At 55.7% G+C, this 25737-nt stretch carries 21 protein-coding genes; 4 read left to right on the top strand and 17 right to left on the bottom strand.

Annotated features, from left to right (window positions below; genetic code table 11):
• Positions 1 to 36: 36 nt before the first annotated feature.
• From CTR53_RS10570 to tpiA, 4 genes are all read right to left on the bottom strand, one after another.
• Positions 37 to 1668, bottom strand: a complete 1632-nt coding sequence (locus CTR53_RS10570; RefSeq protein WP_290812587.1) for a CTP synthase — start codon at positions 1666 to 1668, stop codon at positions 37 to 39.
• Between the two features lie 112 nt (positions 1669 to 1780).
• On the bottom strand, positions 1781 to 2095 hold the full coding sequence (secG, locus tag CTR53_RS10565) for a preprotein translocase subunit SecG (RefSeq protein WP_290812584.1): 315 nt from the start codon (positions 2093 to 2095) through the stop codon (positions 1781 to 1783).
• A 443-nt stretch (positions 2096 to 2538) separates the two neighbouring features.
• On the bottom strand, positions 2539 to 3561 hold the full coding sequence (locus CTR53_RS10560; protein WP_290812581.1) for a lysine-2,3-aminomutase-like protein: 1023 nt from the start codon (positions 3559 to 3561) through the stop codon (positions 2539 to 2541).
• Positions 3562 to 3566: 5 nt separating this feature from the next.
• Complete coding sequence (tpiA, locus tag CTR53_RS10555) at positions 3567 to 4322, bottom strand: triose-phosphate isomerase (protein WP_290812577.1); 756 nt, start codon at positions 4320 to 4322, stop codon at positions 3567 to 3569.
• A 183-nt stretch (positions 4323 to 4505) separates the two neighbouring features.
• On the opposite strand from tpiA, the gene CTR53_RS10550 reads away from it, so the two are divergent.
• Both CTR53_RS10550 and trpE read left to right on the top strand, forming a co-directional pair.
• Complete coding sequence (locus CTR53_RS10550; RefSeq protein WP_290812575.1) at positions 4506 to 6410, top strand: SurA N-terminal domain-containing protein; 1905 nt, start codon at positions 4506 to 4508, stop codon at positions 6408 to 6410.
• 16 nt (positions 6411 to 6426) lie between these two features.
• Complete coding sequence (gene trpE / locus CTR53_RS10545; RefSeq protein WP_290812573.1) at positions 6427 to 7947, top strand: anthranilate synthase component I; 1521 nt, start codon at positions 6427 to 6429, stop codon at positions 7945 to 7947.
• A 1-nt stretch (position 7948) separates the two neighbouring features.
• Here trpE and CTR53_RS10540 read toward each other — a convergent pair whose 3' ends face one another.
• On the bottom strand, positions 7949 to 9667 hold the full coding sequence (locus CTR53_RS10540; RefSeq protein ID WP_290812571.1) for a sensor histidine kinase: 1719 nt from the start codon (positions 9665 to 9667) through the stop codon (positions 7949 to 7951).
• Between the two features lie 113 nt (positions 9668 to 9780).
• Between CTR53_RS10540 and CTR53_RS10535 the strand changes: the two genes are divergently transcribed.
• Entirely contained in the window at positions 9781 to 9972 is a 192-nt protein-coding gene (locus tag CTR53_RS10535; RefSeq protein ID WP_290812569.1) for a hypothetical protein, read from the top strand.
• 109 nt (positions 9973 to 10081) lie between these two features.
• On the opposite strand, the gene CTR53_RS10530 is transcribed toward CTR53_RS10535, so the two are convergent.
• From CTR53_RS10530 to CTR53_RS10490, 9 genes are all read right to left on the bottom strand, one after another.
• On the bottom strand, positions 10082 to 10390 hold the full coding sequence (locus CTR53_RS10530; protein WP_290812567.1) for a hypothetical protein: 309 nt from the start codon (positions 10388 to 10390) through the stop codon (positions 10082 to 10084).
• 854 nt (positions 10391 to 11244) lie between these two features.
• Positions 11245 to 11505 (bottom strand): hypothetical protein, encoded by a 261-nt coding sequence (locus CTR53_RS10525; RefSeq protein WP_290812565.1) that lies wholly within the window; start codon positions 11503 to 11505, stop codon positions 11245 to 11247.
• A gap of 366 nt (positions 11506 to 11871) precedes the next feature.
• Positions 11872 to 13476, bottom strand: coding sequence for a hypothetical protein (locus CTR53_RS10520; protein WP_290812563.1), 1605 nt, complete (start codon positions 13474 to 13476; stop codon positions 11872 to 11874).
• Between the two features lie 13 nt (positions 13477 to 13489).
• Positions 13490 to 14833: a hypothetical protein gene (locus CTR53_RS10515; protein WP_290812561.1), complete on the bottom strand. Its 1344-nt coding sequence runs from the start codon at positions 14831 to 14833 to the stop codon at positions 13490 to 13492.
• A gap of 10 nt (positions 14834 to 14843) precedes the next feature.
• On the bottom strand, positions 14844 to 15812 hold the full coding sequence (locus tag CTR53_RS10510) for a hypothetical protein (RefSeq protein WP_290812559.1): 969 nt from the start codon (positions 15810 to 15812) through the stop codon (positions 14844 to 14846).
• A gap of 11 nt (positions 15813 to 15823) precedes the next feature.
• Positions 15824 to 18001 carry a hypothetical protein gene (locus tag CTR53_RS10505; protein WP_290812557.1) on the bottom strand — a complete coding sequence of 726 codons (2178 nt, stop codon included), beginning with the start codon at positions 17999 to 18001 and terminating at the stop codon, positions 15824 to 15826.
• A gap of 34 nt (positions 18002 to 18035) precedes the next feature.
• The gene (locus CTR53_RS10500; protein WP_290812555.1) at positions 18036 to 18407 is read right to left on the bottom strand and encodes a hypothetical protein; all 372 of its coding nucleotides are present in this window, start codon (positions 18405 to 18407) and stop codon (positions 18036 to 18038) included.
• Positions 18404 to 21142 (bottom strand): hypothetical protein, encoded by a 2739-nt coding sequence (locus CTR53_RS10495; protein ID WP_290812553.1) that lies wholly within the window; start codon positions 21140 to 21142, stop codon positions 18404 to 18406. The genes CTR53_RS10500 and CTR53_RS10495 overlap by 4 nt, the downstream gene beginning before the upstream one ends.
• Positions 21139 to 22050, bottom strand: coding sequence for a hypothetical protein (locus CTR53_RS10490; protein ID WP_290812551.1), 912 nt, complete (start codon positions 22048 to 22050; stop codon positions 21139 to 21141). The genes CTR53_RS10495 and CTR53_RS10490 overlap by 4 nt, the downstream gene beginning before the upstream one ends.
• 108 nt (positions 22051 to 22158) lie before the next feature.
• Between CTR53_RS10490 and CTR53_RS10485 the strand changes: the two genes are divergently transcribed.
• Positions 22159 to 22779, top strand: a complete 621-nt coding sequence (locus tag CTR53_RS10485; RefSeq protein ID WP_290812549.1) for a hypothetical protein — start codon at positions 22159 to 22161, stop codon at positions 22777 to 22779.
• A gap of 99 nt (positions 22780 to 22878) precedes the next feature.
• Here CTR53_RS10485 and CTR53_RS10480 read toward each other — a convergent pair whose 3' ends face one another.
• From CTR53_RS10480 to CTR53_RS10470, 3 genes are all read right to left on the bottom strand, one after another.
• Positions 22879 to 23829 (bottom strand): hypothetical protein, encoded by a 951-nt coding sequence (locus CTR53_RS10480; RefSeq protein WP_290812547.1) that lies wholly within the window; start codon positions 23827 to 23829, stop codon positions 22879 to 22881.
• A 33-nt stretch (positions 23830 to 23862) separates the two neighbouring features.
• Positions 23863 to 24378 (bottom strand): hypothetical protein, encoded by a 516-nt coding sequence (locus CTR53_RS10475; RefSeq protein WP_290812545.1) that lies wholly within the window; start codon positions 24376 to 24378, stop codon positions 23863 to 23865.
• Positions 24379 to 24479: 101 nt separating this feature from the next.
• On the bottom strand, positions 24480 to 25727 hold the full coding sequence (locus CTR53_RS10470; RefSeq protein ID WP_290812543.1) for a hypothetical protein: 1248 nt from the start codon (positions 25725 to 25727) through the stop codon (positions 24480 to 24482).
• Positions 25728 to 25737: the final 10 nt, after the last annotated feature.

The raw sequence follows: 25737 nt of genomic DNA, 5'->3' as shown, positions 1-25737 counted from the left end.
CCGGCCATCCACGTCTTGCTTACGACACGGTGAGAATTACACCAGCCGCGACTGCTTCAGTGCGGCCTCGATGAAGCTGGCGAACAGCGGGTGCGGCTCGAAGGGCTTTGACTTCAGTTCCGGGTGATACTGCACGCCGATGAACCACGGATGGTTCGGCAGTTCTACGATCTCGGGCAGCAACCCGTCCGGCGACATGCCGGAGAAGACCAGGCCGCAGCTTTCCAGCTTTTCGCGATACTTGGTGTTGACCTCGTAGCGATGGCGGTGGCGTTCCGAAATCTTGGTGCCGCCGTAAACTTCAGCGACATGGCTGCCCGGCTTCAGCGCGGCCTCGTAGGCACCCAGACGCATGGTGCCGCCGAGATCGCCGGCGGCCGAGCGCTGCTCCAGCTCGTTGCCGCGCATCCATTCGGTCATCATGCCGACGACCGGCTCATTCGTGGGGCCGAATTCGGTGCTGCTGGCCTTGGGGAAACCGCCCTTGGCGCGGGCATATTCGATCACCGCCATCTGCATGCCGAAGCAGATGCCGAAATACGGCACGTTGCGCTCGCGCGCGAAGGTGACAGCGCGGATCTTGCCTTCCGAGCCGCGTTCGCCGAAGCCGCCCGGCACCAGGATGGCGTGTACGCCATCCAGCGCCGCCAGTGCGGTTTCGTCCTTCTCGAATATCTCGGACTCGATCCATTCGATATCGACGCGCGCATTGTTGGCGATGCCGCCATGTGCCAGCGCTTCGGCCAGCGACTTATACGCATCCTTCAGGCCGGTATACTTGCCGACGATGGCGATCTTGACGCGGTTCTCCGGCGCCACCACGCGCTGCACGACATTCTTCCAGCGCGACACATCCGGTTCCTGGCTGGCATCGAGGCCGAAAGCCTTGAGCACCTGCACGTCGAGGCCGGCTTCGTGATAGGCCAGCGGCGCGGCATAGATCGTGTTCACGTCGAGCGCCGGGATCACGGCCTCTTCGCGCACGTTGCAGAACAGCGCCATCTTGCGGCGGTCGCCCTGCGGGATTTCGCGATCCGAGCGGCAGAGCAGGATGTCGGGCTGGATGCCAATGGAGCGCAGCTCCTTCACCGAATGCTGCGTCGGCTTGGTCTTGATCTCGCCCGAGGCGGCGATATAGGGCACCAGTGTGCAGTGAATGTAGATCGCCTGGCCCCGGCCCGCTTCAAGCCCGAACTGGCGGATCGCTTCGAGGAACGGCAGGCTTTCGATATCGCCCACGGTGCCGCCGACTTCCACCAGCATGAAGTCGGTGCCTTCGCGGTCGTCGGCGATGAAGTCCTTGATGGCGTCGGTGATATGCGGAATCACCTGCACGGTGCCACCCAGATAGTCGCCACGGCGTTCCTTGGCGATCACGGTCTGGTAGATGCGGCCGGTGGTGATGTTGTCGGTCTTGCGCCCGGGCACGCCGGTGAAGCGCTCGTAATGGCCGAGGTCGAGATCGGTCTCGGCACCGTCGTCGGTGACGAAGACCTCGCCATGCTGATACGGGCTCATGGTGCCCGGATCGACGTTGATATAGGGATCGAGCTTGCGCAGGCGGACGGTATGTCCACGGGCCTGCAGCAGCGCGCCGAGCGCCGCCGAAGCCAGACCTTTTCCAAGCGAGGAGACCACGCCGCCGGTGATGAAGATGTACCGCGTCATGGGAGCCCTGTTTAACCGATCCATTGCACACACAAAAGGGTTCGCTCGCGCCGACTCGCGCGATTTCACAAACTCGAAAACTTTGTTTTTAAATCAGTCGATTACGGCTGAGTTATTGGGAGAGCGGAACGGCAGGCTTGGCCGGTTCAGCCGGTGCGCTCGGAGTCGCCGTCGGCGCCGAATCGAGAATCGACGTGGGCCGCGAATGACCGCCGGCAAGAATCGCCAGCACGATGCTGGACAGGATGAACAGGGTCGCCAGGATCGCCGTCGTACGGGTCAGCAGGTTGGCCGAGCCGCGCGCAGTCATGAAACCGCCGCCACCGCCGCCCATGCCGAGTGCGCCGCCTTCCGAACGCTGCATCAGGATGACGCCGATCAGCGCCAGCGCCAGCAGGATATGCACCACCAGAAGGAAGGTCATCATGGCCCGAAATCTCCGTAAGTCCGGGGGCTTTTACACTGTGCAGGGAGATAGGGAAAGCCCTCCCCGGCAACAAGGTGCCATGTGCTGCCGCTGGCTTGACTTTTCGACAATGTTCGCATATTGTTCTCAGGCTGATTTCCGCCCGCTGGGCAGCGCGCTCGCCACGGCGGGACGAATCAGGATTCGGCTCCCTTACCTGCCACTGTCATGGCCGGGCTTGTCCCGGCCATCCACGTCTTTGCTCGTCGAAAAAAGAAAGGCGTGGATGGCCGGCACGAGGCCGGCCATGACAATCTTTTGAAAGGTCAGCCCCGCAATAAGCCCGCGCCAAGCCGGAATAAGACTCAAATAAGCAAAAATAAGCGCGTTATAAGCTCGAATTAAGGAGGGAATAAGCGCTGACAAGACCACCGAAGAATGACATAAGCCGCTGAAAGTCCAGACTATTCCCTCACCACCGGGTCGTCATAGCGGTGTCCGCAGCCCCAGGGGTCGGTGATCGCCCAGCTGCCATCCTCCTGCGGCTCCGCGTAAGCCGGCCCGACCGGGACTTTGCCGTGGCCACCGGGAATGTCGAGGATGTAAGTCGGCTGCAGCAGGCCCGAAGTATGCCCGCGCAGGCGGCGCATCAGCTTCTGACCCTCGGCAATCGACAGGCGGAAATGGCTGGTGCCGCGGGCCAGGTCGCCGTGATGCAGGTAATGCGGCTTGATCCGGTTGGCCACCATGGCGCGGAACAGATCGGTGAGCGCGGCCGGACTGTCGTTGACGCCTTTCAGTAGCACCGACTGGCCCAGCATCGGCACGCCGGCCTCGACCAGTTTGCGGATCGCCGCCGCCGCCTCCGGCACGAACTCACGGGCATGGTTGGCGTGCAGCAGCAGCCAGACGGCCTTCTCGCTGGACCTCAATGCGTCGATCATGGCGTCATTGATGCGCGCCGGATCGACCACCGGCACGCGGCTGTGGATACGGATCACGCCCAGATGCGGAATGGCGTTCAGCCGCGCAATCACCTCTTTCAGGCGGCGCGGCGAGACAATCAGCGGATCGCCGCCGGTGAGGATCACTTCCCAGATCGCCGGATGCTGCGCGATGTAATCGATCGCCGCATCGAGCTGCTCGGCGCTCAGGCCCTTGCTGCCCGGCCCGACCATCTCGCGGCGAAAACAGAAGCGGCAGTAGACCGGGCAGACGTTGACCAGCTTGAGCAGCACGCGGTCGGGATAGCGATGCACGATGCCCGGCACCGGACTGTGCGCCGTATCGCCAATCGGATCCTCGCGCTCGTGCGGCAGCGTCACCAGTTCGGCCGCATCCGGCAGGAACTGGCGCGCAATCGGGTCTTTCGGATCGCTCGGGTCGATCTGGGCCTGCAGATGCGGCGTGACGGCAACGGCAAACTGCGCGGCGACTTTTTTAAGCGCCGCGAGTGAGCCGTCCTCGTCCCGCTCGACCTTGCCCATGATGCTTATTTGAAGCCCTTGGCCTCAATGATCGGCCAGAAGTCATTCGCCTTCAGGCTGGCGCCGCCCACGAGAGCGCCATCCACATCGGCTACCGCCATGAGGGCCTTCGCGTTGTCGGGCTTCACCGAGCCGCCGTAGAGCAGGCGGAAACCGTCGCCGTCATCGAAACGCGCCTTCAGCTCCTGGCGCATGGCGGCATGCACTTCGGCGACCTGGGCTTCGGTCGGCGTGCGGCCGGTGCCGATGGCCCAGACCGGCTCGTAAGCCACCACGGTGTTCGCAGCACTGGCGTCGTCGGGCAGCGAGCCGCGCAGCTGGGCGGACACGACTTTCAGCGTCTCGCCGGCATCGCGCTGCGCCAGCGTCTCGCCGACACAGACGATGGCGATCAGCCCGGCGCGATGCGCCGCCTGCGCCTTGGCGCGCACGATGGCGTCGGTCTCGGCATGGTCGGTGCGGCGCTCGGAATGGCCGGCCAGCACATAGGTTGCGCCGGCGTCTTTCAGGGCCTCGGCACTGATGTCGCCGGTATGCGCACCGCTCGCCTTGCCATGGCAGTCCTGGCCGCCAACGCCAATGCCGGTGCCTTTCAGGGCAGCCGCCATGGCAGCGACCAGCGTGGCAGGCGGACAGAGGCCGAGTTCAGCCGTCGGGGCCTGGGCTTTCACCTTGCCGGCGAGCGCCGTCGCCTCGCCCAGACTCGCGGTCAGGCCGTTCATTTTCCAGTTGCCGACGATCAGGGGGCGACGGGCCGCCATGGGAACCTCTTGAATGGGTGCCGGGATGCACAAAAACCGCGCCTTCCCTAGCAAGTTCCGGCCGGAAAGGCAAAGCCGGCGCCTTGCCGCCCCCTGCCCCCGCCTTTAGTATGCCGGCCCGTTCCAGCCCGGCCGTCAAACCGCGCTGAGCCTTTGTTTCGCTTTGCTTTTTTAGGTGGATTTATGCTGCAGCAGATGCGCTCCGGCGCCGCGTCCTGGATTGCCAAGGGTCTGATGATCCTTCTGGTGTTTAGCTTCGCCATCTGGGGCATCGCCGATTATGTCCGCGGCTTCGGCAGCAGCGGCGACGTCGCCAAGGTCGGCTCGGTCACCATTGGCCAGGGCGAATACTCCGACGCGCTGCGCCGCCAGGTGAACCAGCTGCGCCGCCAGTTCGGCGCCGGCTTCAGCACCGAGCAGGCCAAGCAGCTCGGCCTCGACGAAACGACGCTGAACAGCCTGATCGAGAACAAGCTCTATGTGCAGGCGGCGCGCAACCTCGGCATCGGCGCCAGCGACGAGCAGGTGCGCGACATGATCATGAACGCGCCGGCCTTCAAGGGCATGGGCGGCCAGTTCGACCGCCTCGCCTACGAACAGTATCTGCGCAACGAGGGTTACAGCGAGGGCATGCTGGTGGCGGCGCTGCGCGAGGATGTGCTGCGCAGCCAGCTGCTCGGCAGCCTGTTCGGCAGCGTGGTGCAGGCGCCCGACGCGATGGTGAATGCCGTGCTGCAGTATCGTCTGCAGCGCCGCATGGCCGAGTACATCGTGATCGATCCCGCCAGGCTGCCCGCTCCCGCCGCGCCGACCGATGCGCAGATCGAGGAGTTCTACAAGGCGAACCCGGCCACCTTCACCGCGCCCGAGCGCCGCAACGTCGCCTGGTTCGACATCACCGCCGCGCAGCGCGCCAGCGTGATGAACGTGACCGACGAGGAAATGCGCGAGGAATATGACTCGCATCAGCAGGCCTATGTCACGCCGGAGAAGCGCAGCATCGAGCAGGTGGTGTTCACCACCGAGGCCGAAGCCAAGACGGCCCACGAGGCCATCGCCAAGGGCGAGAGCTTCGCCGCCATGGCCGCCCGCACCCAGAAGCTGAAGCCGGAAGATCTGTCGCTGGGTCTCGTGACCAAAAACGACCTGCCGGCCGCCATCGCCAACGCCGCCTTTGCGCTGGAAAAGGACAAGGTCAGCGAGCCGGTGATCTCGCCGTTTGGCTTCCACCTGCTGCGCGTCACCGACATCCAGGCCGGCACCACGCTCAGTTTCGAGGATGTGAAGACCGAACTGCGCAACCAGGTCGGCCTGCGCAAGGCCGCCGACGGCATGGTGAAACTGCGCCAGCAGATCGACGACCAGATCGCCGGCGGCGCGACGCTGGACGAGATCGCCAAGACCCAGAACCTGCCGACCAAGCAGGTCGAGGGCATCGATGCACAGGGTGCCGACAGCGCCGGCAAGAGGATCGAGGCACTGCCCAAGCTGCCTGCCTTCCTGAGCGAGGCCTTCCAGCTCGGCACCGAGGCCGAGCCGCAGATCGTCGACAGCACCGACGGCGGCCTGCTCGTGCTCAAGGTGCTGGCGATCCAGCCGGCAGCGCTCAAGCCGCTCGACGAAGTGAAGGCCCAGGTGACCGCAGCGCTGGTCGAGCGTGCGCGTGCCGAAGCCGCCAGCGAGCGCGCCAAGCAAATCGCCGAGCGCGTCCGCAGCGGCGGCGACCTCGCCCGCGAGGCTGCCGGCCTTGGCGCCGCAGTGCAGCTCAGTGCGCCACTCAGCCGCGGCGGTCAGCCGGCCGAACGCAGCTTCTCGCCTGCCGTGCTCAGCGCCCTGTTCAACGCCGCCAAGGTGGGCGATGTGGTGAACGGCCCGGCCGCGGCTCCGGCCGGTGGCGCCATCGTGGCGAAGCTGTCTGGCATCGAACAGCCCGATCCGGCGCTGGTGGCGCGCGAGCAGGAACGCACCGCGCAGCAGATTGCCGGCGGCATGACCCAGGATCTGGTGGCGCAGTACAAGCTGGTGCTGCAGAAGGAGATCGGCGTCAGCGTCAATACGGAAGCGCGCGCCCGCGCGGCCAACTTCTGAGGCCGTTGCGCAAGTCATGAAGATCACGCCCGACTATGCCAGCTTCGCCCAGCGATACATGGCGGGCGAAGCCCAGGTGCTCTCGACGCAGCTGGTCGCCGATCTGGAAACGCCGGTCTCGGCCTTCCTGAAACTGGCCGATACGCGGCCGTGGTCCTGCCTGCTGGAATCGATCGAGGGCGGCGCGGTACGCGGCCGCTACTCGATCATCGGGCTGAAGCCGGACCTGCTGTGGCGCAGTCGCGGCCAGAAGGCCGAGATCAATCGCAAGGCGCGCTTCGACCAGACCAGCTTCGAGCCCTGCCCCGAGCCGACGCTGGAATCCCTGCGTAAGCTGCTGGCCGAAAGCCATATCGACCTGCCTTCGCACCTGCCGCCGATGGCAGCCGGCATTGTCGGCTTCATGGGCTACGACATGGTGCGGCTGATCGAGCCGAAGGTGCCGGATACCAATCCCGACACGCTTGGCCTTCCCGATGGCCTGCTGATGCGGCCTACTGTCATGGCGATTTTCGATTCCGTGCTCGACGTGATCACAGTGGTGACGCCGGTACGACCGCAGAGCGGCATGGATGCGCGCGCGGCTTACGCGATGGCGAGCGAGCGGCTCTCTGACATCGTTTCCGATCTCGACCGGCCGCTGGGCGCGGTGCGCGACCAGATCGCCGATCTGGACTCGCTGCCCGAACCGCAGTCGAACATGTCGCCTGACGATTACATGGCAATGGTGCGCAAGGCGAAGGACTACATCGCTGCCGGCGATGTGTTCCAGGTCGTGGTCGGCCAGCGTTTCAGTCTGCCGTTCCGTCTGCCGCCATTTGCGCTCTATCGCGCGCTGCGGCGGACCAACCCCTCGCCTTTCATGTTCTACCTCAACCTCGGCGGGCCGTGTCTCGTAGGTTCCTCGCCCGAGATCCTCGTGCGCCTGCGCGACGACATCGTCACTGTCCGTCCCATCGCCGGCACGCGGAAACGCGGCGCCACGCCGGCCGAAGATCAGGCGCTGGCCGATGACCTGCTGAGCGATCCGAAGGAATGCGCCGAACATCTGATGCTGCTCGATCTCGGCCGCAACGATGTCGGCCGCGTCGCGCAGATCGGCACCGTGAAGGTGACCGAGCGCAACCAGGTCGAACGCTACAGCCATGTCATGCATATCGTGTCGAATGTCGAGGGCAAGATCCGCCCCGAATACGACGCACTGGATGCGCTGTTCGCCGGCTTCCCGGCCGGCACGGTGTCGGGTGCGCCAAAGGTGCGCGCGATGGAGATCATCGACGAACTGGAGCAGGTGCGCCGCAGCTTCTACGCCGGCGGCGTCGGCTATTTCTCGGCCAACGGCACGATGGATACCTGCATCACGCTGCGCACCGCGCTGGTGAAGGATGGCACCATGTATGTGCAGGCCGGCGCCGGCATCGTCGCCGACAGCGATCCGATGTCCGAGCATGTCGAGTGCGTGAACAAGGCCAAGGCGCTGATCCGCGCCGCCGAGGAAGCCGAGCGCTTCGCCTCGCAATCAGGCCGCGGGCAGTAATTTAAGCTGCGATCCGGCACTCCGCCGGGAAGACCAGCGTCACCACTGTGCCCTTCTGCCGGCTGGTGGTGATGGTCAGCCGGCCGCCATGCATCTCCACCAGTTTCTTCGCAATCGGCAGACCCAGCCCGATGCCGGCCGCCTGCTGCGCCAGTAGCGACTGACCGCTGCCGAATGGCTCGAACACATGCTTCAGCTTGTCCTTGTCGATGCCGGGGCCGCGATCCGACACCGTCACCACCACACCATTCTCGTCCGCACCGGACTCAACAACGACCGCTGCACCCGTCGGACTGAACTTCACGGCATTGGACACAAGGTTGAGCAGCATCTGCCGCAGCATCATCGGATCGGCGAGCAGCTGGCGCGCATCGGCTTCGAATTCGAATTTCACTTTCACCTTACGGCCGTCCGCCAGCGGGCGCAGGATCATCGCGACCTCGGCTGCGACAGCATCGATTTCGACCGGCTCGAGCTTCGGATGCAGGCTGCCGGTTTCAATCCGCGTGATATCCAGCACCTGGTTGATCATGTCGAGCAGATGTGCGCCGCTGCGGTGGATGTCGCGGCCATAATCCTGGTAGGTTTTCGGAACCGGGCCGAGCATGGCGCCGCCGATCAGTTCGGAGAAGCCGAGGATGGCATTCAGCGGCGTGCGCAGTTCGTGGCTCATGCGCGCCATGAAATCGCGCTTGGCGCGGTTGGCTGCTTCGAGTTCGACCAGCGCCTCCGTCACCCTGCGCATCGCGGCATCGCGGCGCGACATCAGCACCAGCAGCCAGGCCGCCAGCAAAATCACGATGATGCTGCCGACGAAAACGCCGGCCGCTTTCGGCCAGGCTTCCCGCAGCCAGACCTCCTGCAGGGCTTCGATCCGCAGCGCACCTCCGACGATCAAAGGATACGGATCGATCGTGGCATAACTGACCATGATCGGCATCTTGAGTTCGCCAATGCTATCGCGTTCAAATGCCGTCATCGGCGGATGTTCGCGGCTCAGCGTTGCCAGATCGAACCCCGGCAGATAGCTGCCGATCCGATCGCGCGGATCTGGCGTCAGATGCAACACCACGCCGTCATCACGCAGCAGGCCGATAGCCGAGGGGGCAGAAACCAGCAGATCGCGATAAGCCTCCTCGAAATTGCTTACCGGTATAGCGGCCAGAATGGCACCAATACCCGATGCATGTTGCCTGGTTTTCATCACCATGGGGATCACTGCCCGGCCGCTGATGCGGCTCGGCAGCGGTTTACCGATAAAGAAACTGCCGGGCGGGGAATTGCGGATCGCGTTCATATAGTCGCGATTGCTGACATCGACCTCGGGATCGCCGCTGCCGATGCGCGTCAAATGCTCGCTGGCGCTGATAATGGCGATGCCGATCGGATCTGCATCATTGCTCTGCATCTTCAGCGCCAGCATGCCCAGACGACGCAAGTCGACATCCGCGCCGCCGGTCTGCAGGGCTTCGTCGAGGGCAACCAGGATCGTATGCGCCGTATCGAAGCTGCGCCGCGCATGAACTTTCAGCACAGGAATCGCACCGGTCAGTTCGGTGGCGGCCGACCGATAGATGCGCTGCCGGTCGCCCATGATCCATACGCCGGTCACGGTCCAGGCAATTGCCGCCATTGCCACCACCAGCAGCACGACCAACCGGCGCGGCGACAGGTGGGCCCGGTCGGCACGGGCGGTTCTCGATATCAGATCGGCGGGCAAGCGGCGATTATCCAATAAGAAATGACAGTCTGTCAGGCTCAAAGTATGGTCGTTCACCCCTGATCACGCCAATATTATAATTTGGCAACCTGACCCCTATTCTGCAAATCGCCATGCCGACATCCTTCAAGACCATCCGCGCCCGGGCCGAAAAGCGCAAAGGTACTGCTGCGCTCAAGAAACTGTTGCCGGCAGTGCCCGATCAGAAGGCACTGGCGAAACTGAAGGACGACCGCGCGCTGGCCGAAATAGCCAAGCGGGTATTCTCCGCCGGCTTCGTCTGGAGCGTCATCGAAATAAAGTAAGATCAAAATTGTCTAGCAGAATTCGCTAGATGCACATGCGCTTGGCGCACTGTGCAGGATTTGTGCAGGAAAGTGGGGACGACTTTCCGAACAAATCGTCCCCTACTTCTTACTGCTTACCCTTCATATTGAGAGTAATCGCCGCGCCGTGCTCGGCAGTGTTCTGAATGGTGGTGTAGCCTTGCTCCACACTGAACACTTCGAGCTTGCCCGTGCTGCTATAGGTGACCTCAGCAGTGCCGCCATCCTTAAATTCCATGGTGTGCATGGTACGACCATCCATCACACTCATTTTGTAGGATTTCAGATCGAGAATATTGCCGATGGAAATCTTTTTGAGGTTTTCCAAATTGACGGTCGGCGTACCCGTAGTCGGGTCAATCGTGATCTTTGTTACCGGCTGCTTCTTCTCTTCCATACATCCTCACTTGGTTATGACGCGAGCTGTGAAGTAAGGGTTATCTCCACATGCATAACCAAAATTGGCCTTCTCTTTTCGGACTTCAAGTAGAGCGTTTGCGTTTTTACTTCGGCGTTTAAGAAGTCCCCCGACAATTTCGTCCGGCTCCAAATACCGACTAGTCAGGCAACGGAGTAATTCTTCCAGTTTGGCCGTGGTTATAGTGCCAGCCGGTATCTCTTTTCGGTAAATCTCATCGGTGCTGTCGTAGCCTTCTATGACCAAGTACGCCTTTGGCTTTGGCATTGTTCCCCCTCTTATCCACTGGATTCATACGCGGGTATGTCCGTTCCCACTTGCGAACGTTTCAGGAACATGGAATCAATCCGCCCATGCCGGATATCACCCTCCGCAGGCTAACCGACTATATCGCCAACAAGCACGGCTTGGAGGCCGTGTGCGATAATCGCAAATGCCGACGCCGCTGGGGCATAGCACTTCGGCAAGCGGTTCGTGCGCTGGGAGATACCGCCCGCCAGGACGATCTAGTTGGGAAGGCTCGTTGCCCTCATTGTGGGGTTGGTCGCGCTGCTCGTACCGATGTGGTTATCGAGGATCGGCAACGCCATAAGATTATCTACTTTGGGGGTATCTACGACGAGTACCAATGAAAATAGGAACCCGTATTACCGAGTTCCTATTATAGATTTGTAGTTTGGACAGATTCAAGTTTTCATACATAGCATGAGCAACCAAGGCGCAGCCATGTCAAATGTATTTATGTGAAAACACCGCAGCCGGTTTCAATCGCTGCGGTGTTCACTCTCTTAACTTAGGAAATTGCAACAGCGATGCCCACCGCTGTTACGCAGTTATTTATCTCTTTCGAGATACCCAAGCACTTTAGCGATTTCGGATCGCAGCGCATTTAGCGTGCGTTGCATTTCTCGCATATCGTCGCGCAGCTCTTTCTGCTGCTTCGTACATTCCGTTACATGGGCTTCTAGCTTGGTTTCGATAGCGGTGACTCTTTGCTCTTGCTTCTTTGCCTCTAGGTGGATCTTCCAGACCCACGCGGCAGCAAAAGCTAGGACACCGCCTATTATACTTAGCGTCTGGTAATCAAGGATCACTGTACGCTGCCTAATCGCAGCTCTAGTGTGCCTGCATCCAGTTGGGATTGCGCTATACCGATACGGTATTGCTCCCCATTCTCTACAACGTCCCTAGTGGTTTCTGTGACCGCTGTATAAGTCGCAACAGTGCGCCAGCTATCGCTAACACCAAATCTGCGTTGCAATGTCACCGTGTAGGTGGATGGCGAACCCGAAGCAATACGATTTGATACGTTGAACTTTCCGGGTCTTGGACTGAATACGTCTGAATAGACTGCGGCAGCCGATACATCGGTAGATGCGATTGACTTAGTGACTACATTACCCATGTGTCACCGGCCTTAAGCTACAATAGCGACTTTGCGGTCGTTGCCAGCAGCGTCTTTAATTGTGATGAAGCCAACTACTTCTTCTGCGTCTATTGCTGCATAGGTTCCAAACTGTACAGCGCCAGTTACTTCTAACGCGCCGGTTACAGTCACGTCGCCTGTAATAGCTGTTTCGCCAGTTACGGTACATGCCACCGATACGGCTCTTTATCGAGGTAGCAACATCATTTGCCACATCACGTTTTAACTCTTGATAGCCTGCGTCTGGCGCAGCTCTCATTATGTCTCTACTGGTTTCCTTCGGCGCGAACAGTTGACCGTTGCCGCGTGTTGATTGCAGCAAGAAGTTCTGTTGCAGCTCTTGCGGTGTTTGTGCCCCATAGTGCTGCATGAGTGTTTGCACCTGTTGCGGATTGTTCATGTTCACCGGCTCGAAATACTTGGCGACTAAGCCGCTGTTCTCGCGCTCAAGCTCGTATAGCAATTCCTTCGGTGAATTTGATGTACCGACCCTGCGGCGTGCAATGTCTGGGTAGTCGCGTTCCAATCGGGACTTCACTGCATCGAGGTTTGGTTGCCCTTCTAGCTTGGTGTCCACAATGTCTTTGTAGAGGCTCTTAACGTAGGTATCCATTTCGCGCTCTACAGCGATTGGGTCTGCGCCCTGCGCCAACATCTGTCCGCGCTTGGTTGATAATACCTTGTCAAACTCGGCTCCTGCCTCGCCTGCCTTTCCTCTTGCCAACAATGACTGGACAGAATTCAAGTCGTTGTCTCGGGCAAAGGCATACGGTCTGTAGTTGGGCCAGTTCTGATCGCTAAAGAATTCCTTGATCTTGCCTACGACCTTCTTTGTGTCCACAGCATCACTAGCTAATAGGTTGCCGTAGAATTCTTTGTCGGTTTGGACTGCCTTCTCCATTGGCGACATACCCGGACCGGGCCAATCCTTGGATGCCATCTTGCCCATCTTCTCGCCTATCCAGCGCGGCAATGATTCCAAGCTGTCGGCTAATCTCTCTGTGCTGTTGCCTATGGTCTTAAACGTACCTGCCGCAGCATCCCCTAGGTTTTTAACCATTGCTCCTGCTGGGGCACTAGCTGCACCGAGCCCTGCCCCCATAAGGGTGTTAAAAGCCCCTTGCGCTCCATCCTCGCCCCTCGAAGCACTACCCCCTGCAGACTGTGCTCCACCTATGAAAGCGCCCTGTGCGGCTTCCTTTGATAGCGCACCACCTGGGGTTAATGCAGCGACACCTTTAGCTAGCGGGCTGGCTAGCTGTAGTGTGTTGCCGAGCAAGTCGCTTGTGAAGCTGGTTGCTGGATTCTGGTCCCGGGCTACCGAGTTTTGATCATTAAACTGGCGCTTGTTATCCTGATATGCCTCTGCGAATGAGCGTTCATCCCCAGTCAGCTTTTCCACGGCCGTCTTACCGGCTGCGCCTATCATCGGCATGGTGCCTAGTGACAACGTATCGGCAAGGGCATTACCCATTGCGTCTATCGCATTGACTTTGACGCCGGCACGTTTGGCGAAGTCTGGGAAACTCTCCCCGTCTTTACTGCCACCGCGATCAAATAGCACTCGGGCTATCTGCACATCGTTTAGTGTCTTGGTCCTATCACCGAACTCTGACTTAAATTCATCAATCATACTCATTCTGGTTTACCTATTACTGCTGACTGCCTTTCTTCCACTTGTCGAGGAAACTGCCCAGCTCATTCCAATTAAAACCGAACATATCGCTTGGGCTTTGTTCTTGGTCCTCTGGCTTCGTATCGCCGCCTGTTACACGGTTCACGACCTTTGACGCACCGCCTTTAACTTGCTCTCCAAGGGTCGGCTTTTTGGTGTCGTCCTTTGGTGTGAAGTCTGGATTGAGTTTGTTATCTACAGGACGGATTGTCGGCTGCGGTATGTTCAATCCGAACGCAACATAACCACGGTCTTTCCAGTCCGTTGGCTTTGTGCCGGGCACGATAGCTGCGTTTAATTGATAGCGGTTGTAATAGTCCTGTGTGGTCTTGCGAGCCACTTTGTTCATGTTGTTGTCAACGATGTTAAGCGCCTGCTCAATCTCTTTACGCTGCTCCGGTGCAAACCCGCCCTCTCCTAACATCGTGACGCGGTTTATAAGCTGCGTCATAACGTCTAGGGATTGACCTAGGTATGCTCTGTTTTCTGAGTCCGTAGTGTTCTTTGCTTCGTTAGCGACACCCGCCATAAATTGACGCAGTGCTACTATGTCGCCGATACCTGTTCCCTGCTGCAATCCAGCTCTTGCATTCTCGATGTTGAGAAGCCCGGCTTGTGACAGCTTGTATATTGGGTTGTCGTCTCTCTGCTTGAGAGTGTCGTTAAGTGTCTTGGCGATACCTTCGTGCCCGTCCTTATACATATCGTATTGCATCTTTATGGCAGCGGAACGCTCTGCTGATTTCTTTGCCTCGTATGTGAGGCCCAGGTTTGTGAGAGCGAGAGCATTGGTAACGCGATTGGATTTGTCTTGCTTGTCCATCGTGTATTTCTGCAATGCGACTTGATCCTCTTTGTCCAGCAAGCCGCTTTGGAATTTGAAGTTCTCTCCTGCCATGCCTTGCTTTGCAGTAAGCCAGTCCTGCATCCCCTTTAGTGCGGAAGCGTTCCTAGCCCTGCGGTCTTTCTCGTCGTCTTTACGCAATGCAATGTCACGGTATACGTCTTGCCTATATGGCTGGGCATTTGCGCTAGGATACTTGCCTTGTAGATGTGACGAGTAAGCAAGACTTGCTCTGTCTGCGAGACTGTTTAACAGGTTCCATACGTCCGGTTTGTTGGACTCTGCGAACTTGTCGTAAGCCTGTTTCATCTGTTCCAGATAGGCAGTGTTGCCCTTCTGGTATTCCCCGAACATTTCCCTCTGCTTCTGCAAAGATTGTGGAAGGTTGTCCAATGGGTTTGGTGTCGGTGTCGGGTCTGTGAACTGCTTTAGTGCTTGAGCTAACCCTAGTTTCTCGAAATCAATTAAATTTGCCATACGCTACCTATTAGAACCAATCGAATATGCTGCCGATTGTATCGCCCAGCCAGCTACCGGCATCCATTGCCGCGCTGCCTACTGTGCCTGCCACATCTGCTATGTCAGAACCCTTTAGTCCAAATCCGTCTTTACCGAACAGCAATCCGGCTCCTTGCAATCCGAGTTTTGCTAAGTCCATGTTGAACTGATCGCCTGCCATTTCGCGGGTGTCGATTGCAGACTGTATTGCGTTGAGTGCGTTTGCATTGGCGGATGCCAATTGACCGGAGTTCGTAAAGTTCTTGTCTTGGAACTGGTTGTATCGGTCGAGATTCTTATTCGCTATGTCAACGTTAGCCCTGTCAATCGCGTCTTGGTTTCCGAGATTGTAAAGCGATGCTTGGTTCTGCATGTCGGCGCCATACTTGTTAGCGCCAGTTTGCAGTTGAAGCATGATCTGATTGAATGAATTGTTTAGTGCGGCCTGTTGAGCCGCTGTGTTGGCGTCTTGCCCTGCAAATGTGCCGAGCGTGCTACCGAGCAATGCTTGCCTCTGTAGGTCGGCTTTCTCGCTATCTTGGAACAGGCTCTCCCCTAAACCGTTAGCGGCGTTTGCTACTTGGGCATTGTTAGCTAGCTGCATAGCGAGTGAAGCACCCGCGCCGCCTTGCCCTCTGCTCTGTAGTTGGTTTTGCAGCGTGTTGCGGCCTGCATTCGCTGCCGTTACCTGTGACTGCGTGAGCTGGTTTAGCTTGCTCTGCTCGCCCGGTGTAAATCCTGTGTAGGATAATTGGTTCTTTAAGCTGCCGAGATAGTCTTGCTTTGCCTGCTTGTAGTATGGATCAACGTTGATGTTTGATGCTGAACCAGTCGCGGCATTATAAGTCGTCGGTGTCCAGTTACGCGGCGCGGTGTAATTTCCGTATGTCGTCGTGTTATAAACTGGAAGCTGTAAATTGTTAAATTGATCTAATGCTTGTTGTCTAAAGTCTGCCATTCACTTCCTAATTATGCCGCGTTGTATTTACCGGCTCCCTTCATAAGTCTGCTTGTGCGCGCGACTAGTCGGCATATTGGATATGCGACAGCCATAAGCGCCTTTCCGATGTAGTTTGGTTTGTCCGTAACACCCATTTCGTAAGCCATCTGTTTGGCCCAAGGTGTTGCTATGAGGTGCGCGAGCTTGGTTGCTGCTGCACTACGCTTCATTAAGCGAACGTATGGGATGCCCCATGCGTGATACCCATTCACTAAATCTGGGTCGTTGATCTTTGCTAGTTCGCCATACTCGGCGTCTGCTCTGTAGATTTCTTCCGACATTAAGCCTTGTCGGTATAGTTCGGTGCATATGACCGTGCCACTACCACCACCATCACCGCCACCGCCACCATCACCACCGACACCTGGCCCGCTCGGGCCGCCCTGCGCATTATTTGCAGCAGCATCGGCGTCTGTCCCAACACCAATGCCGGTGTTGCCGGACACCGCACCAGAGGAAGCCTCTGAATTGGAATCATCGTTGCCTTCATCTCCGGAATTTCCGCCGACGCCCGGGCCACTTGGACCGCCCTGTTCGTTGTTCTGCTGTGCGTCTGCGTCTGGTCCTACTGCGATACCTGTATTACCGGACACAGCTTGATTACCTGCAACGGCGTTCGAGTCGTCCTCTCCCTGATCTGCATCAGATGCAGAGCTGCCGTTAACAGCATTGTTGACCATGTTCATTACTTTTTGTGCAGTCGGCGTTCTGCCTGTGATCGCATTAGCAATAGCCATTGCGATTGCGGAGACTGGACTTAACCCTAATCCTGCTACTGCGGCTGCTGCTCCGGCTACTCCACCAATTCCGCCTGTGCCGGCTGTGCCAGATGCCGGACCAATACCTATGCCTACTGCACCGTTGTCGTTTACTCCTGCGGCAGCGTCTGGGCCTCCACCTGTTGCACCGGGGCCGCCGTCACCATCATAGAAAACGTCTTTGTATTGGAAATCTTCTGGCGCAGTCCAACGGTTGCTATTGCCTTGCGCTGCTAGTGCAGCATTGTGTGCTGTCTCAAGCTGCGCCTTCATGCCGTTTAAAGCATCAAGGTATGCAAGGTTTTGGTAGCCGATTTCGCTTGGATCTAGTTGCTCGTTAATTAGTCTCTGCGAATTGCCGAGTATGTCTTGTGAATTGTTAAACTGCGTTATCTGCTGATCCGTTGCGACGTTGTTTCTTGTCGCGGGACTGCCTGCTAACCATTCGAGATAGTCGAGTGGCTTTACCTTTTGATGGAAGTTCGCAAGGTCGGAGTCAAATGCTGCCGGCGCAAAGCTGCTGCCATATGCGTCGAAGTTGTATCGGTTCTGCGCTATGGAGTTGATTGGCGCTTGGTCCCTACGGACTAGCTCGTATTGTTGCTTTAGCGCAGCGTCCTGCGTGTTGTACTCGTTTATTGCTTGGTCAAGGAACGTGTTTATATCGTTCGCGTAGTTGTTCACAAATGCAGTGCTGCCAGTCCTTATGTCGTTTGCGTCCTGTGTTCTCTCAGCGACTAGGTTTGTTGCCCCCTGCTCCGAGGTCTTTTGGAAGTCCTGTAGGGTGTAAGCGTCTTTCAGGATATTGAGAGCGTCGGCTTTTACGTTCGGGTTGTTCTGGTAAACAATCGTGTTGAAGCGTCTTTCACCTGGGGAAAGAGTCGGCATGTATTGGGAGAAGTAATTGTTGATGCCCTGCTTTGTGTTCAGGTCTTTTGCGCCAGTCACATACCTATTGATGCTGGAATCATATAGGTTGTTGTCTAGCTGGCTGGGGCCTGTGTAGTTGAGAGCGAGCAAGTCTTTCGCTTGCTGTATCGGCTGGCTTCCGTTGATTGCCCCTGTGAGCAAATCGGTTTCGCCACTATCGAATATGTTTCTGTCGCCAATAGCAGTGTTGAAATTGTTGACTGCGGAATTAACCCCGCCTCTGCCTGCTTGTCCTACCTGCACTAGCGGGTTGAAGAAGTCGCTAGTGTCGATACCCTGATTGGCTTGTATGATCTTGTTGTAGTCGCCGCCTGTCGGGGCGTTGTTAGCTGTACTAGCTGGGTTGGTTGGCTGCTCTGCATTGGAGCTAAACCCGCTTGCTACGGCAGCGCCCGGCGCTGATCCAGATGTAGCTAATGTATTATTTTCTTCATCGTCTTTCTGTAGTGGTAATGCCATTAATTCCCTTCTGTTAGTTTCGTGTATTTACCGTTTAGGGCTCAAAACACACTGTCACTTTGATTTCCCCTGTGGGTGCCCCTTCAAAGAGCAACCGCACATCAACGGTGTTTGTCCCGTATCTCACAATCTGCGCGCCGACGACTACTTGCCCGCCTGCGTATCCTGTACGCATGAACCGCGGAAGCCGCTTTAGCTTGTTGAGCCTGACTGTTTTTGTCGTTGCGTGCTTTGCTGTGATGACTTGGACTTCTGCCTCTAGGTTGTCGTCTATGTTCAACCCGTTTGGCATTGACTGATTCATAAAGTCGATAATTGGATTGATGATCGACAGCACAGCATCAAACCATTTCGGTGCAGTACGAAAGTCGTCCTGGCTCATACGCTTGAGGATTGGAAACTTCACTGGACCACCCTGTATTCTACTGCTGTCTCGAACGTGAAGCTGACATAGCCTATGCGGTACACCTCGTTTGATACACTGTGCTTCCAGCCCATCATCAAGCTTTCGCCAGACATATCGGACGATGGAATAGTGATTGTGTAAGGGACGCTATAAACCGGGCTGACCGCATCGCCCCATTCGACAATACCCCATGCACTCTGGCCCCATCCAACGGATGAGGTATTCGGCATAACCTCGAACTCTCCTACCTGTCCCATTTCATTGGTTGCATATTGGATAGTGGCCTTGCTGACCTTACCTTGATCCAAGTAAACGGTGATGGATTGGAACAGCTTTGTTATGCCTGCTTCACCGCATGGATCGGCTGGGAATTGGAAGTGCGAGTAGATCGGCGTTCTTGCCTCTACTGTACCGACCGTGAATGTTATGTCTCGGTCTACCGTTACATCGTATGTGCTGCCGGTGACGAACTGGTAGTCTACTATCTTGGCGAAGCGACCGCTTTGATGAAGCGAATATCCTTCGTCAATCTGGAATAGCGGGTTAGCTGTCCAGTCCAGCCTAACGACACGGCCTGTTTGCTGAGTTAATGTCAGGTCGAATTGCTCATCGGAATAGTCGGATACTGCTGCGCCTGTTCGCAGCTTTAATAAGGCTTCTTCTCTGCCGCTGGTAATGAAGACGTTTCGGGTTTCACCAGACACGATGCTTGCGCCCGCTGGCTTATCCCATGTGGTCCATTCTTCTGGGATGATGTGATAGACGTATGCAATGGTCCCGTATGTGGCATTGCCATCGTCAGGGAGCCAGCAGACATATTGTCTCCTGAATTCATCGCCGTATGCGTGAGACACGCTCCTTACATTTCCCTGTGGCAATTTGCTCATTACATCGGGTTCAATATCAATCGAGATAATGACCGCGCCATTCTCGTTTAAGCGAATGAAGCCTTGGTTTGAGAACATATAGATATAGTTGGATAGGACCGCCGTACTCTCTGGCGCAGCAATGATTGCTGTGTTGTCCAGGGTAATAGCATTGCCGTATGTCGGCCCTGCTCCCTGTATCATGTAGACACCATCCTGCTTGAGAATGAACAGCGTAGACCTGAGAGCTACAATTCTCTCGATTGGTTTTGTTTCGCTGCCTACGTCAACATAGTTGAGCAACGGAACAGAGTCCGGTGCGTCTGGCTTGCTGTAGTAAACTCGGTTCTGCCTGCGGTCGTTCTGCGACAAGTAGTCTGTGCCAGTGGTCGGCAGCGATGGAAGGAAGTTATTTCCTGTGGTGCTATTGTTTGCTGAGACTGCAAACGAACCTGTTGCCTTGTCTCTTACCCATAGCCGAACCTTACCGGGATCGTCGCTTGGGCCGCTTAGGTACTCTGCATAGACTAACCCGTCTGCGTCTTGGTTCACGACGCGGCAGAATGACCGCATTGTGCTTTCTATGTTGGCGGATACATCGCCAGCCGTGTATCGCTTAAATCGTCTTGTGGCGACGTTCTCTGCTGTGTCGAAAACATAGTTCTGAGAAGTGCCGCCGTTTATTCTGGTAACTCTGATTGCCGATGTATTGTCAACAAGGCTTAGGACCGAGATAAGGTTGATAGTGGACTGATCGTCTATAGCTGTGTTGGCGTAAAATGTGATGCCATTAAACTGCTCAATGTCTGTGGCGAATGGCGGCCTATAATTGGCAGATGTTGCGCCCTCTCCGCTGTCTGGATTCGTGTATAGCGGTGTGTTTAAGAATTCATCGCCTATGCTATCGGTGAAACTAACTACTGTGCCGGGGGTGCCGGTAAAGGTGTCCTGCTCCACTAGGTAATATTCGTCGCCTGGTATTATGCTGGCGTCGCTTGTCTGGATGGTCCTGTAGACCTCGTACTTGTCGCCGCTCTTAACATCGAATGGCGCAGTAAATGTGACAACGGCGTCTAGCTGCTTTTCAACTGTGATAGTGCCTGTTGCCGGCGTAGTCGGTGACCCGCTAACCGTATAGTCGAAGGTGTTAGCCCCGACATTGGCAATAGCTACTTGTCCATTGTATTGGCTCTGATCGGCGCCACTCACTAGGACAGTGTCGCCATTGGAATAGCCGTGACTTGATGCAGTCGTTACCGTGGCTGTGGTGCTTGCGCGAGTAATGCTTGTTACTGATAACCGCGAGGCATTAGTCAGATCCACTCCGACTGTTGGCTTACCCCTAGTCACCAGCCCATTGGAGTCGGTCCTTACCCACACCATTTTGTAGGCGACTTTGGTAGACCCTGACAAAAATCCGCCGCCTATTCCATCTAGCTGGGCTTGTAGGTCTAGCGCCTCTGGTGTTCCTGCCTTGATGGGTTCCGATGTTGGGCTGTCCAATCGGAATATTCCTGCCGTCGTGCAGAAATAGAAATTCCGCTGCGTAGTCGTTCCGTGGATTTTGTAATTCGTCGGAGCAACGTAGGTGCCGGTATAGTTTACTCGGGTACTGCTTGATTGCGTCCGTCTGCCGAGCGTGTTGTCGTCCAGATGGTCGATAAGGTAATCGCTGTACTCAAGCATGTTGTTGATAGTGCCGTCTGTGTCGGGCACATAGTATTCAAACCCTGGGCGGTTCGACATAAGCCCCTTGCGGACTATGACGGTATTCACGGCAAGGCGGGTATCTCCGCGCTCTGCTGTAACTGAGTTCTCGTAGGTGTTGAGTCCTTTCGCCTGCTTCTTACTGGTAATCTGTGTCGTCATCTAGAGAAGCCGCCCCTGCCCACATTGAAGAATGGATTTGGGCGACCTGTTTGGAATGGCTTGGACTGCACTCGATTGTTGATGAGCAGCGGTATACGCTTGCGGATATTCTCTAACTTCTCTTTGCTAGACTTGTATTGCTCGGTCTGTCCGCGCTGTTTAATTATTTCTGCCGCCGTTAGCTGCACCAAATAGCTGTGCAGTTCTTCGACGACCATTGCTACTGGCGCCTCTCTTGGTAGGCATATCCAGTCCCCTACTTTCATGCTGCCTATTGGCTGATCAAATTGAATATTGTTGCCCGCTATAGTGCCGGCATGATTGTAGTAAAGTATCTCGTTGCCTGACTCATAGTTCACGCAATCGAATTCTGTTGGCAGTACCCACGATGATGGAATGCTCGCAACCGACACAGTACGAGTGTCGTAGTCGATAGCCTGTATCTGCTTGCATTTGGATTCTTCAACGATCTGGCTTGGGCGGAACGGAAACGAAATAACCAATGTGCCCGCACTGCTTGGCGCTGGCAAAAGGCTGATATAGTTGCCTTCAATTATAAAGTTCCGGACTTGTCCCGACGATCCGCTGAAGCTCTCTTTGTCTTCTTGGTCCAATCGGTCAATTACCTTGCGGGTGTTGTTGGCGTCTACCCAATAGATGTGTCGTATAGACCCGCCGATTGCTCTGTCTGGTATTCTTACCTGTCCCGTGTTGGCAGCTACTGCTACCTCTTCCGAGTAGAGCAAGAACCCCTCATGCACTTCCATGATTTCTGGAACGATGGTGTCTAGCAATTCGTCTGTTGCTAAGTCGAGAATGTCTTGATTTGAAAAGCCGGCATTGTTGGAAGCTAAGAATGCTTTGGCTTTGATTTTTGTAAGCAGCTTCGATGATGTAATGATAGCCATTAACCGTATACTCCGTAAAACGCATACCATTGGATCGCGCTAACGGCGGTCAATTTCAGACAGGCCCCGACTCCTAGGTTTATTGATTGGTTTGTTGATCCGCCGTTGATGGCAGCGCCGGTTGCTGGATATATTTTCAACGTTTCGCTACTGGCGTTGACTACAGATATTTCTTTGCCGCCGGCTGCTGATGGCAGTCGCACTCCGTCATTACCAAATGCGACGGTTGATATAACGTTGAATTGCTTGGTTAGCGCAGTTGCGTTGTTCTGGTCGGCTCCTGCCGCTGATATTGCAGCCGCCGTTGACACAGTTATAAATCCGTCAGAGCTAATCGACGCGCCACCCGGCAGCGTAGTTGTACCGCTGATTGTTGCTCCTGCGATTGTTGAGCTGCTTATTGCAGTTCCGGTTATCGTTGAGCTGCTGATCGTGGTGCCAGTTACCGTAGAGGCGCTGATCGCCGTGGTGCTTATTGTCGATTCTGTGATTTCGACGTCGGTTATTTCGGTCCCTGTAATGGTCCCGTCAATTATCACTGGATCAATGAATGTTACTTCTTCGAATGTAAAGTCGGTGAACACCCCGCCCTCAATTGTCGGGGCTATCAACGTCTTGTTGGTCAATGTCTGGGTGGCTGTTTTTGCGACTGCATTGTCTGCAAGATCACTAAGGAAGTCGGTTGTCTGGTCTCCCCATCCCGTTTCGCCAGTAGTCGGTAGATTGTAAGTTGATCCGTTGAATGTCTTTTGTACTGTCACGCTAACGCCTGTTAAATTCCTGATTATGCAATACAGCTATTTATCAATAGGCGTCGGTTCTTTCTCTTTAGAAGCCCATCGCCTTAAGGATTACAGACTGGTTGTTTAGTAGCTCGTCTACTACTGCCCAGCTTTTCCATCCGCCGCTGATATGCGCTTCGACTGTTTCGAGTTCATCGTTGTAGCGGATATAGCCATCAGCCGATGTCCCGGGCCTCTCAGCAGTCGTACCGCGTGGGAGAACTAATGCTCCCGTTGAGTCGATGATTACGTCGCCGTTATCGACTGGCGCGAATGTTATGCCTATTACAGCGTCAATACCCTGCGCTGTTATGATGATTGGTTGCCCTGTTACACTGCCGCCAATGCTCAAATAGTTGACTGCAAGGCTTGGGCCTAAGACGGATACCTGGGTAGCTGAGTTAGCTGCCAGTGCTATTGCGGCATTGCCTTTGCTGGATAGTGTAAAGGCTACATCTGTCGGCACCCCATATGCCGTCAAAGAATTTGCAAGCGTAGACCCGCTTAATGTTGCTCCGCTGATCGCTGGGGTATTGATTGTCGGTGTGTCGAAAGTACCCCCGGTAACTGTCTTGCCTGTAAATGTCAGCGCACTAGGCAAGCTAACTGTCGCTGTAGTTGTTCCGCTTACTGTGACCTCATTTGCTGTTCCAGATATTGATTGGACGAATCCAGACGGCCCGGTCATTTGAAGCCATTGGCTACCGTCGTTTATTTCCATGCTGCCTGTTGTCGTATTCCAACGAATATCGCCGGCTGCCGGTGTCAATGGGCGCTGCCCAGTTGTTCCCTTAACGAGGGTCAAGGCATCGTTATTCCCAAGCCCTCTTATGATCGGGAGAGCGAGTGTCTTGTTCTGTAATGTTTGCGCTGAGTTTAGTGTCGCCGCGTTGTCCGCGACTGACACTAGGAAGTCTGCTACTTCATCACCCCATCCGGTCTCGCCGGTGGTTGGTATCTGGTAAACTACTCCGTTAAACGTTTTTGGTGTTGCCACTAATTACCTTATTAAGTGCGCCCATTCCGGGTCTTATTGTCTATTCTTTAGTGCGCCTAAGAGTTCTTCCGCTGAGAGGCCGGATTGCTGTAAGAGCTGCTTAATCTTCTCTGCTCCACCCTGTAAGAGTGGCGAGTCTTGGTATACGTCCCCGGCTTTATCGCCCAGGTCTTCCGCAAACCTGCCGCCAGTTGTCATAGCATCGCGCGCACCACGCTTAAGCGTAGTCCCTGCGTCTTGTGCTGCGTTGTCGATTGGGTTGCGTGAGAACGACTTGAACCAGTCGCTAGCATCGTCTGCTTTGTCGCTGATCCCGGTGCCTGCATCCTCAAGACCACGATTGACGTTCTTGCCTAGCTCTCTGGATTGTCGGGCTAGTGCTGTCTCTGGGTCTGGGTCACGTTGCAGCATGTTGCTTAAGCTGTCCGGGTTGCTACCCGCTTTAAGCTCTATCTCAACGTTGCCTGTCTTTTGTGCGCCGGCTAGCTCATCGAGGTTTAGCTCTTTTAGCTTATCTTTGAGGCCGTCTAATAATGATGAAATGTCCATATGGGTAACTCCGTTAGTATCGATATCAATGCTATTTATGCAAAAGCAAAGGGAGGCAGTTACCTACCTCCCTCTGTGACACTTATTGATTTTGACTAAACTTAGTTGTTCACGATGCCAGTCAACTTGACGCCTTGGTAAGCGGTTTCAGAGAACATGGAGTTCAATGAGTATGAAGTGATTTCATAACCGGTCTTACCTTGTAGCTTCTGGATGATGGACTCTTCACCTGTTGGATCACCTAAGGTTAAATCAACAGTTCCGATACGTCTCCAAGAGTCATCGTCTGGAACCAAGTAGGATTCTCCGTTCTTGATCCAAGGATGAGAAACAACGTCCACAAGTATGTCTCCTTGAATTCTATAGCCGATACCGCGCAACCCTGCTGGGGTATTGCTGTTGCCATAGTCGCGGGTCATAACGCGAGACAGTTGTTCAGTGTGCAAGTTGTTGAATGTTGCACCAGAGGTCAACAATACATACTTGCCAGTGAAGCCCTTGTTGAATCCAAGGGTAACTGCTTCATCAAGTTTCTCTTGTGATAAAGCACCACCGACAGGGAATTGTGCAGGTTTCCAGCTTGGGTAAGTGGTAACGCTCAATCCGTATAAGTCGCCGGAAGTCTTTCCGAGTGCAGCGGACAATCCAATACCTTCAACATAAGCAGCACCAGATACTGTTCCGCGAGGAACGATAATATCATCTGTGGTGGTGTTTACTGTTGCTGACAATGTGACTGTACGAGTTACTGTATTGTATCCAATAACCTTTACGTCTGCGCCATTGCGCTTTGTGTTTAATGTCGGGTCATAGATATCAACGAACATGCCTTCTGACGCGAACCAAATACCAGGCGCATATGTTGCAAGGGAAATGGTTTGTGTTGCGCTGTTCGCGCCGGCAGAAACAACACCAATGTTGTCTCCACCGTAAAGTATGTTTAAGACTTGGGCGCGGCGATGGCCGTTTCTCAAGTTCTTCATTGTTCTATCAAACAATGACTCGAATGCTTGCGGGCTATCTGCCTTGATCGCGCGTGTAACTGTGTCCCATGCGACCCAAGCACTGTTGATGATCTGGCTACCAGTGACTTCCGCTTGCTTAATTGCCGGTGCTTCTGGTGCTTTTAAGTCAACGATTCCTGCGTCGCCTGCGGCAACCGTAATACCGTTTTCTGATCCAAAGTTTACTTCGGTAACGAACTTGCTACCTATCTTTTCAGCTCCACCAGAGAACTGAAACATATCGAAGAACACAGCTAAATTATCTGGTACTACGTCAACGACTTTCTTGTTATAGACATTCTTTAAAATCCCGCCTACTTGGGATACTGTATTGTATGTTGCCATGTGTGGCTAA

Source organism: Ferrovibrio sp., assembly GCF_002796975.1.
Classification (GTDB): Bacteria; Pseudomonadota; Alphaproteobacteria; order Ferrovibrionales; family Ferrovibrionaceae; genus Ferrovibrio.
Note: the sequence above shows the minus strand (reverse complement) of the source record. Positions and strands in the feature narration are given on the sequence as shown.

Coding starts and splice junctions, on each gene's coding strand:
- CTR53_RS10570 (WP_290812587.1), bottom strand. CDS start 1,668: ATGACGCGGTACATCTTCATCACCGGCGGCGTGGTCTCCTCGCTTGGA.
- secG (WP_290812584.1), bottom strand. CDS start 2,095: ATGATGACCTTCCTTCTGGTGGTGCATATCCTGCTGGCGCTGGCGCTG.
- CTR53_RS10560 (WP_290812581.1), bottom strand. CDS start 3,561: ATGGGCAAGGTCGAGCGGGACGAGGACGGCTCACTCGCGGCGCTTAAA.
- tpiA (WP_290812577.1), bottom strand. CDS start 4,322: ATGGCGGCCCGTCGCCCCCTGATCGTCGGCAACTGGAAAATGAACGGC.
- CTR53_RS10550 (WP_290812575.1), top strand. CDS start 4,506: ATGCTGCAGCAGATGCGCTCCGGCGCCGCGTCCTGGATTGCCAAGGGT.
- trpE (WP_290812573.1), top strand. CDS start 6,427: ATGAAGATCACGCCCGACTATGCCAGCTTCGCCCAGCGATACATGGCG.
- CTR53_RS10535 (WP_290812569.1), top strand. CDS start 9,781: ATGCCGACATCCTTCAAGACCATCCGCGCCCGGGCCGAAAAGCGCAAA.
- CTR53_RS10530 (WP_290812567.1), bottom strand. CDS start 10,390: ATGGAAGAGAAGAAGCAGCCGGTAACAAAGATCACGATTGACCCGACT.
- CTR53_RS10520 (WP_290812563.1), bottom strand. CDS start 13,476: ATGAGTATGATTGATGAATTTAAGTCAGAGTTCGGTGATAGGACCAAG.
- CTR53_RS10515 (WP_290812561.1), bottom strand. CDS start 14,833: ATGGCAAATTTAATTGATTTCGAGAAACTAGGGTTAGCTCAAGCACTA.
- CTR53_RS10510 (WP_290812559.1), bottom strand. CDS start 15,812: ATGGCAGACTTTAGACAACAAGCATTAGATCAATTTAACAATTTACAG.
- CTR53_RS10505 (WP_290812557.1), bottom strand. CDS start 18,001: ATGGCATTACCACTACAGAAAGACGATGAAGAAAATAATACATTAGCT.
- CTR53_RS10495 (WP_290812553.1), bottom strand. CDS start 21,142: ATGACGACACAGATTACCAGTAAGAAGCAGGCGAAAGGACTCAACACC.
- CTR53_RS10490 (WP_290812551.1), bottom strand. CDS start 22,050: ATGGCTATCATTACATCATCGAAGCTGCTTACAAAAATCAAAGCCAAA.
- CTR53_RS10485 (WP_290812549.1), top strand. CDS start 22,159: ATGGCAGCGCCGGTTGCTGGATATATTTTCAACGTTTCGCTACTGGCG.
- CTR53_RS10475 (WP_290812545.1), bottom strand. CDS start 24,378: ATGGACATTTCATCATTATTAGACGGCCTCAAAGATAAGCTAAAAGAG.
- CTR53_RS10470 (WP_290812543.1), bottom strand. CDS start 25,727: ATGGCAACATACAATACAGTATCCCAAGTAGGCGGGATTTTAAAGAAT.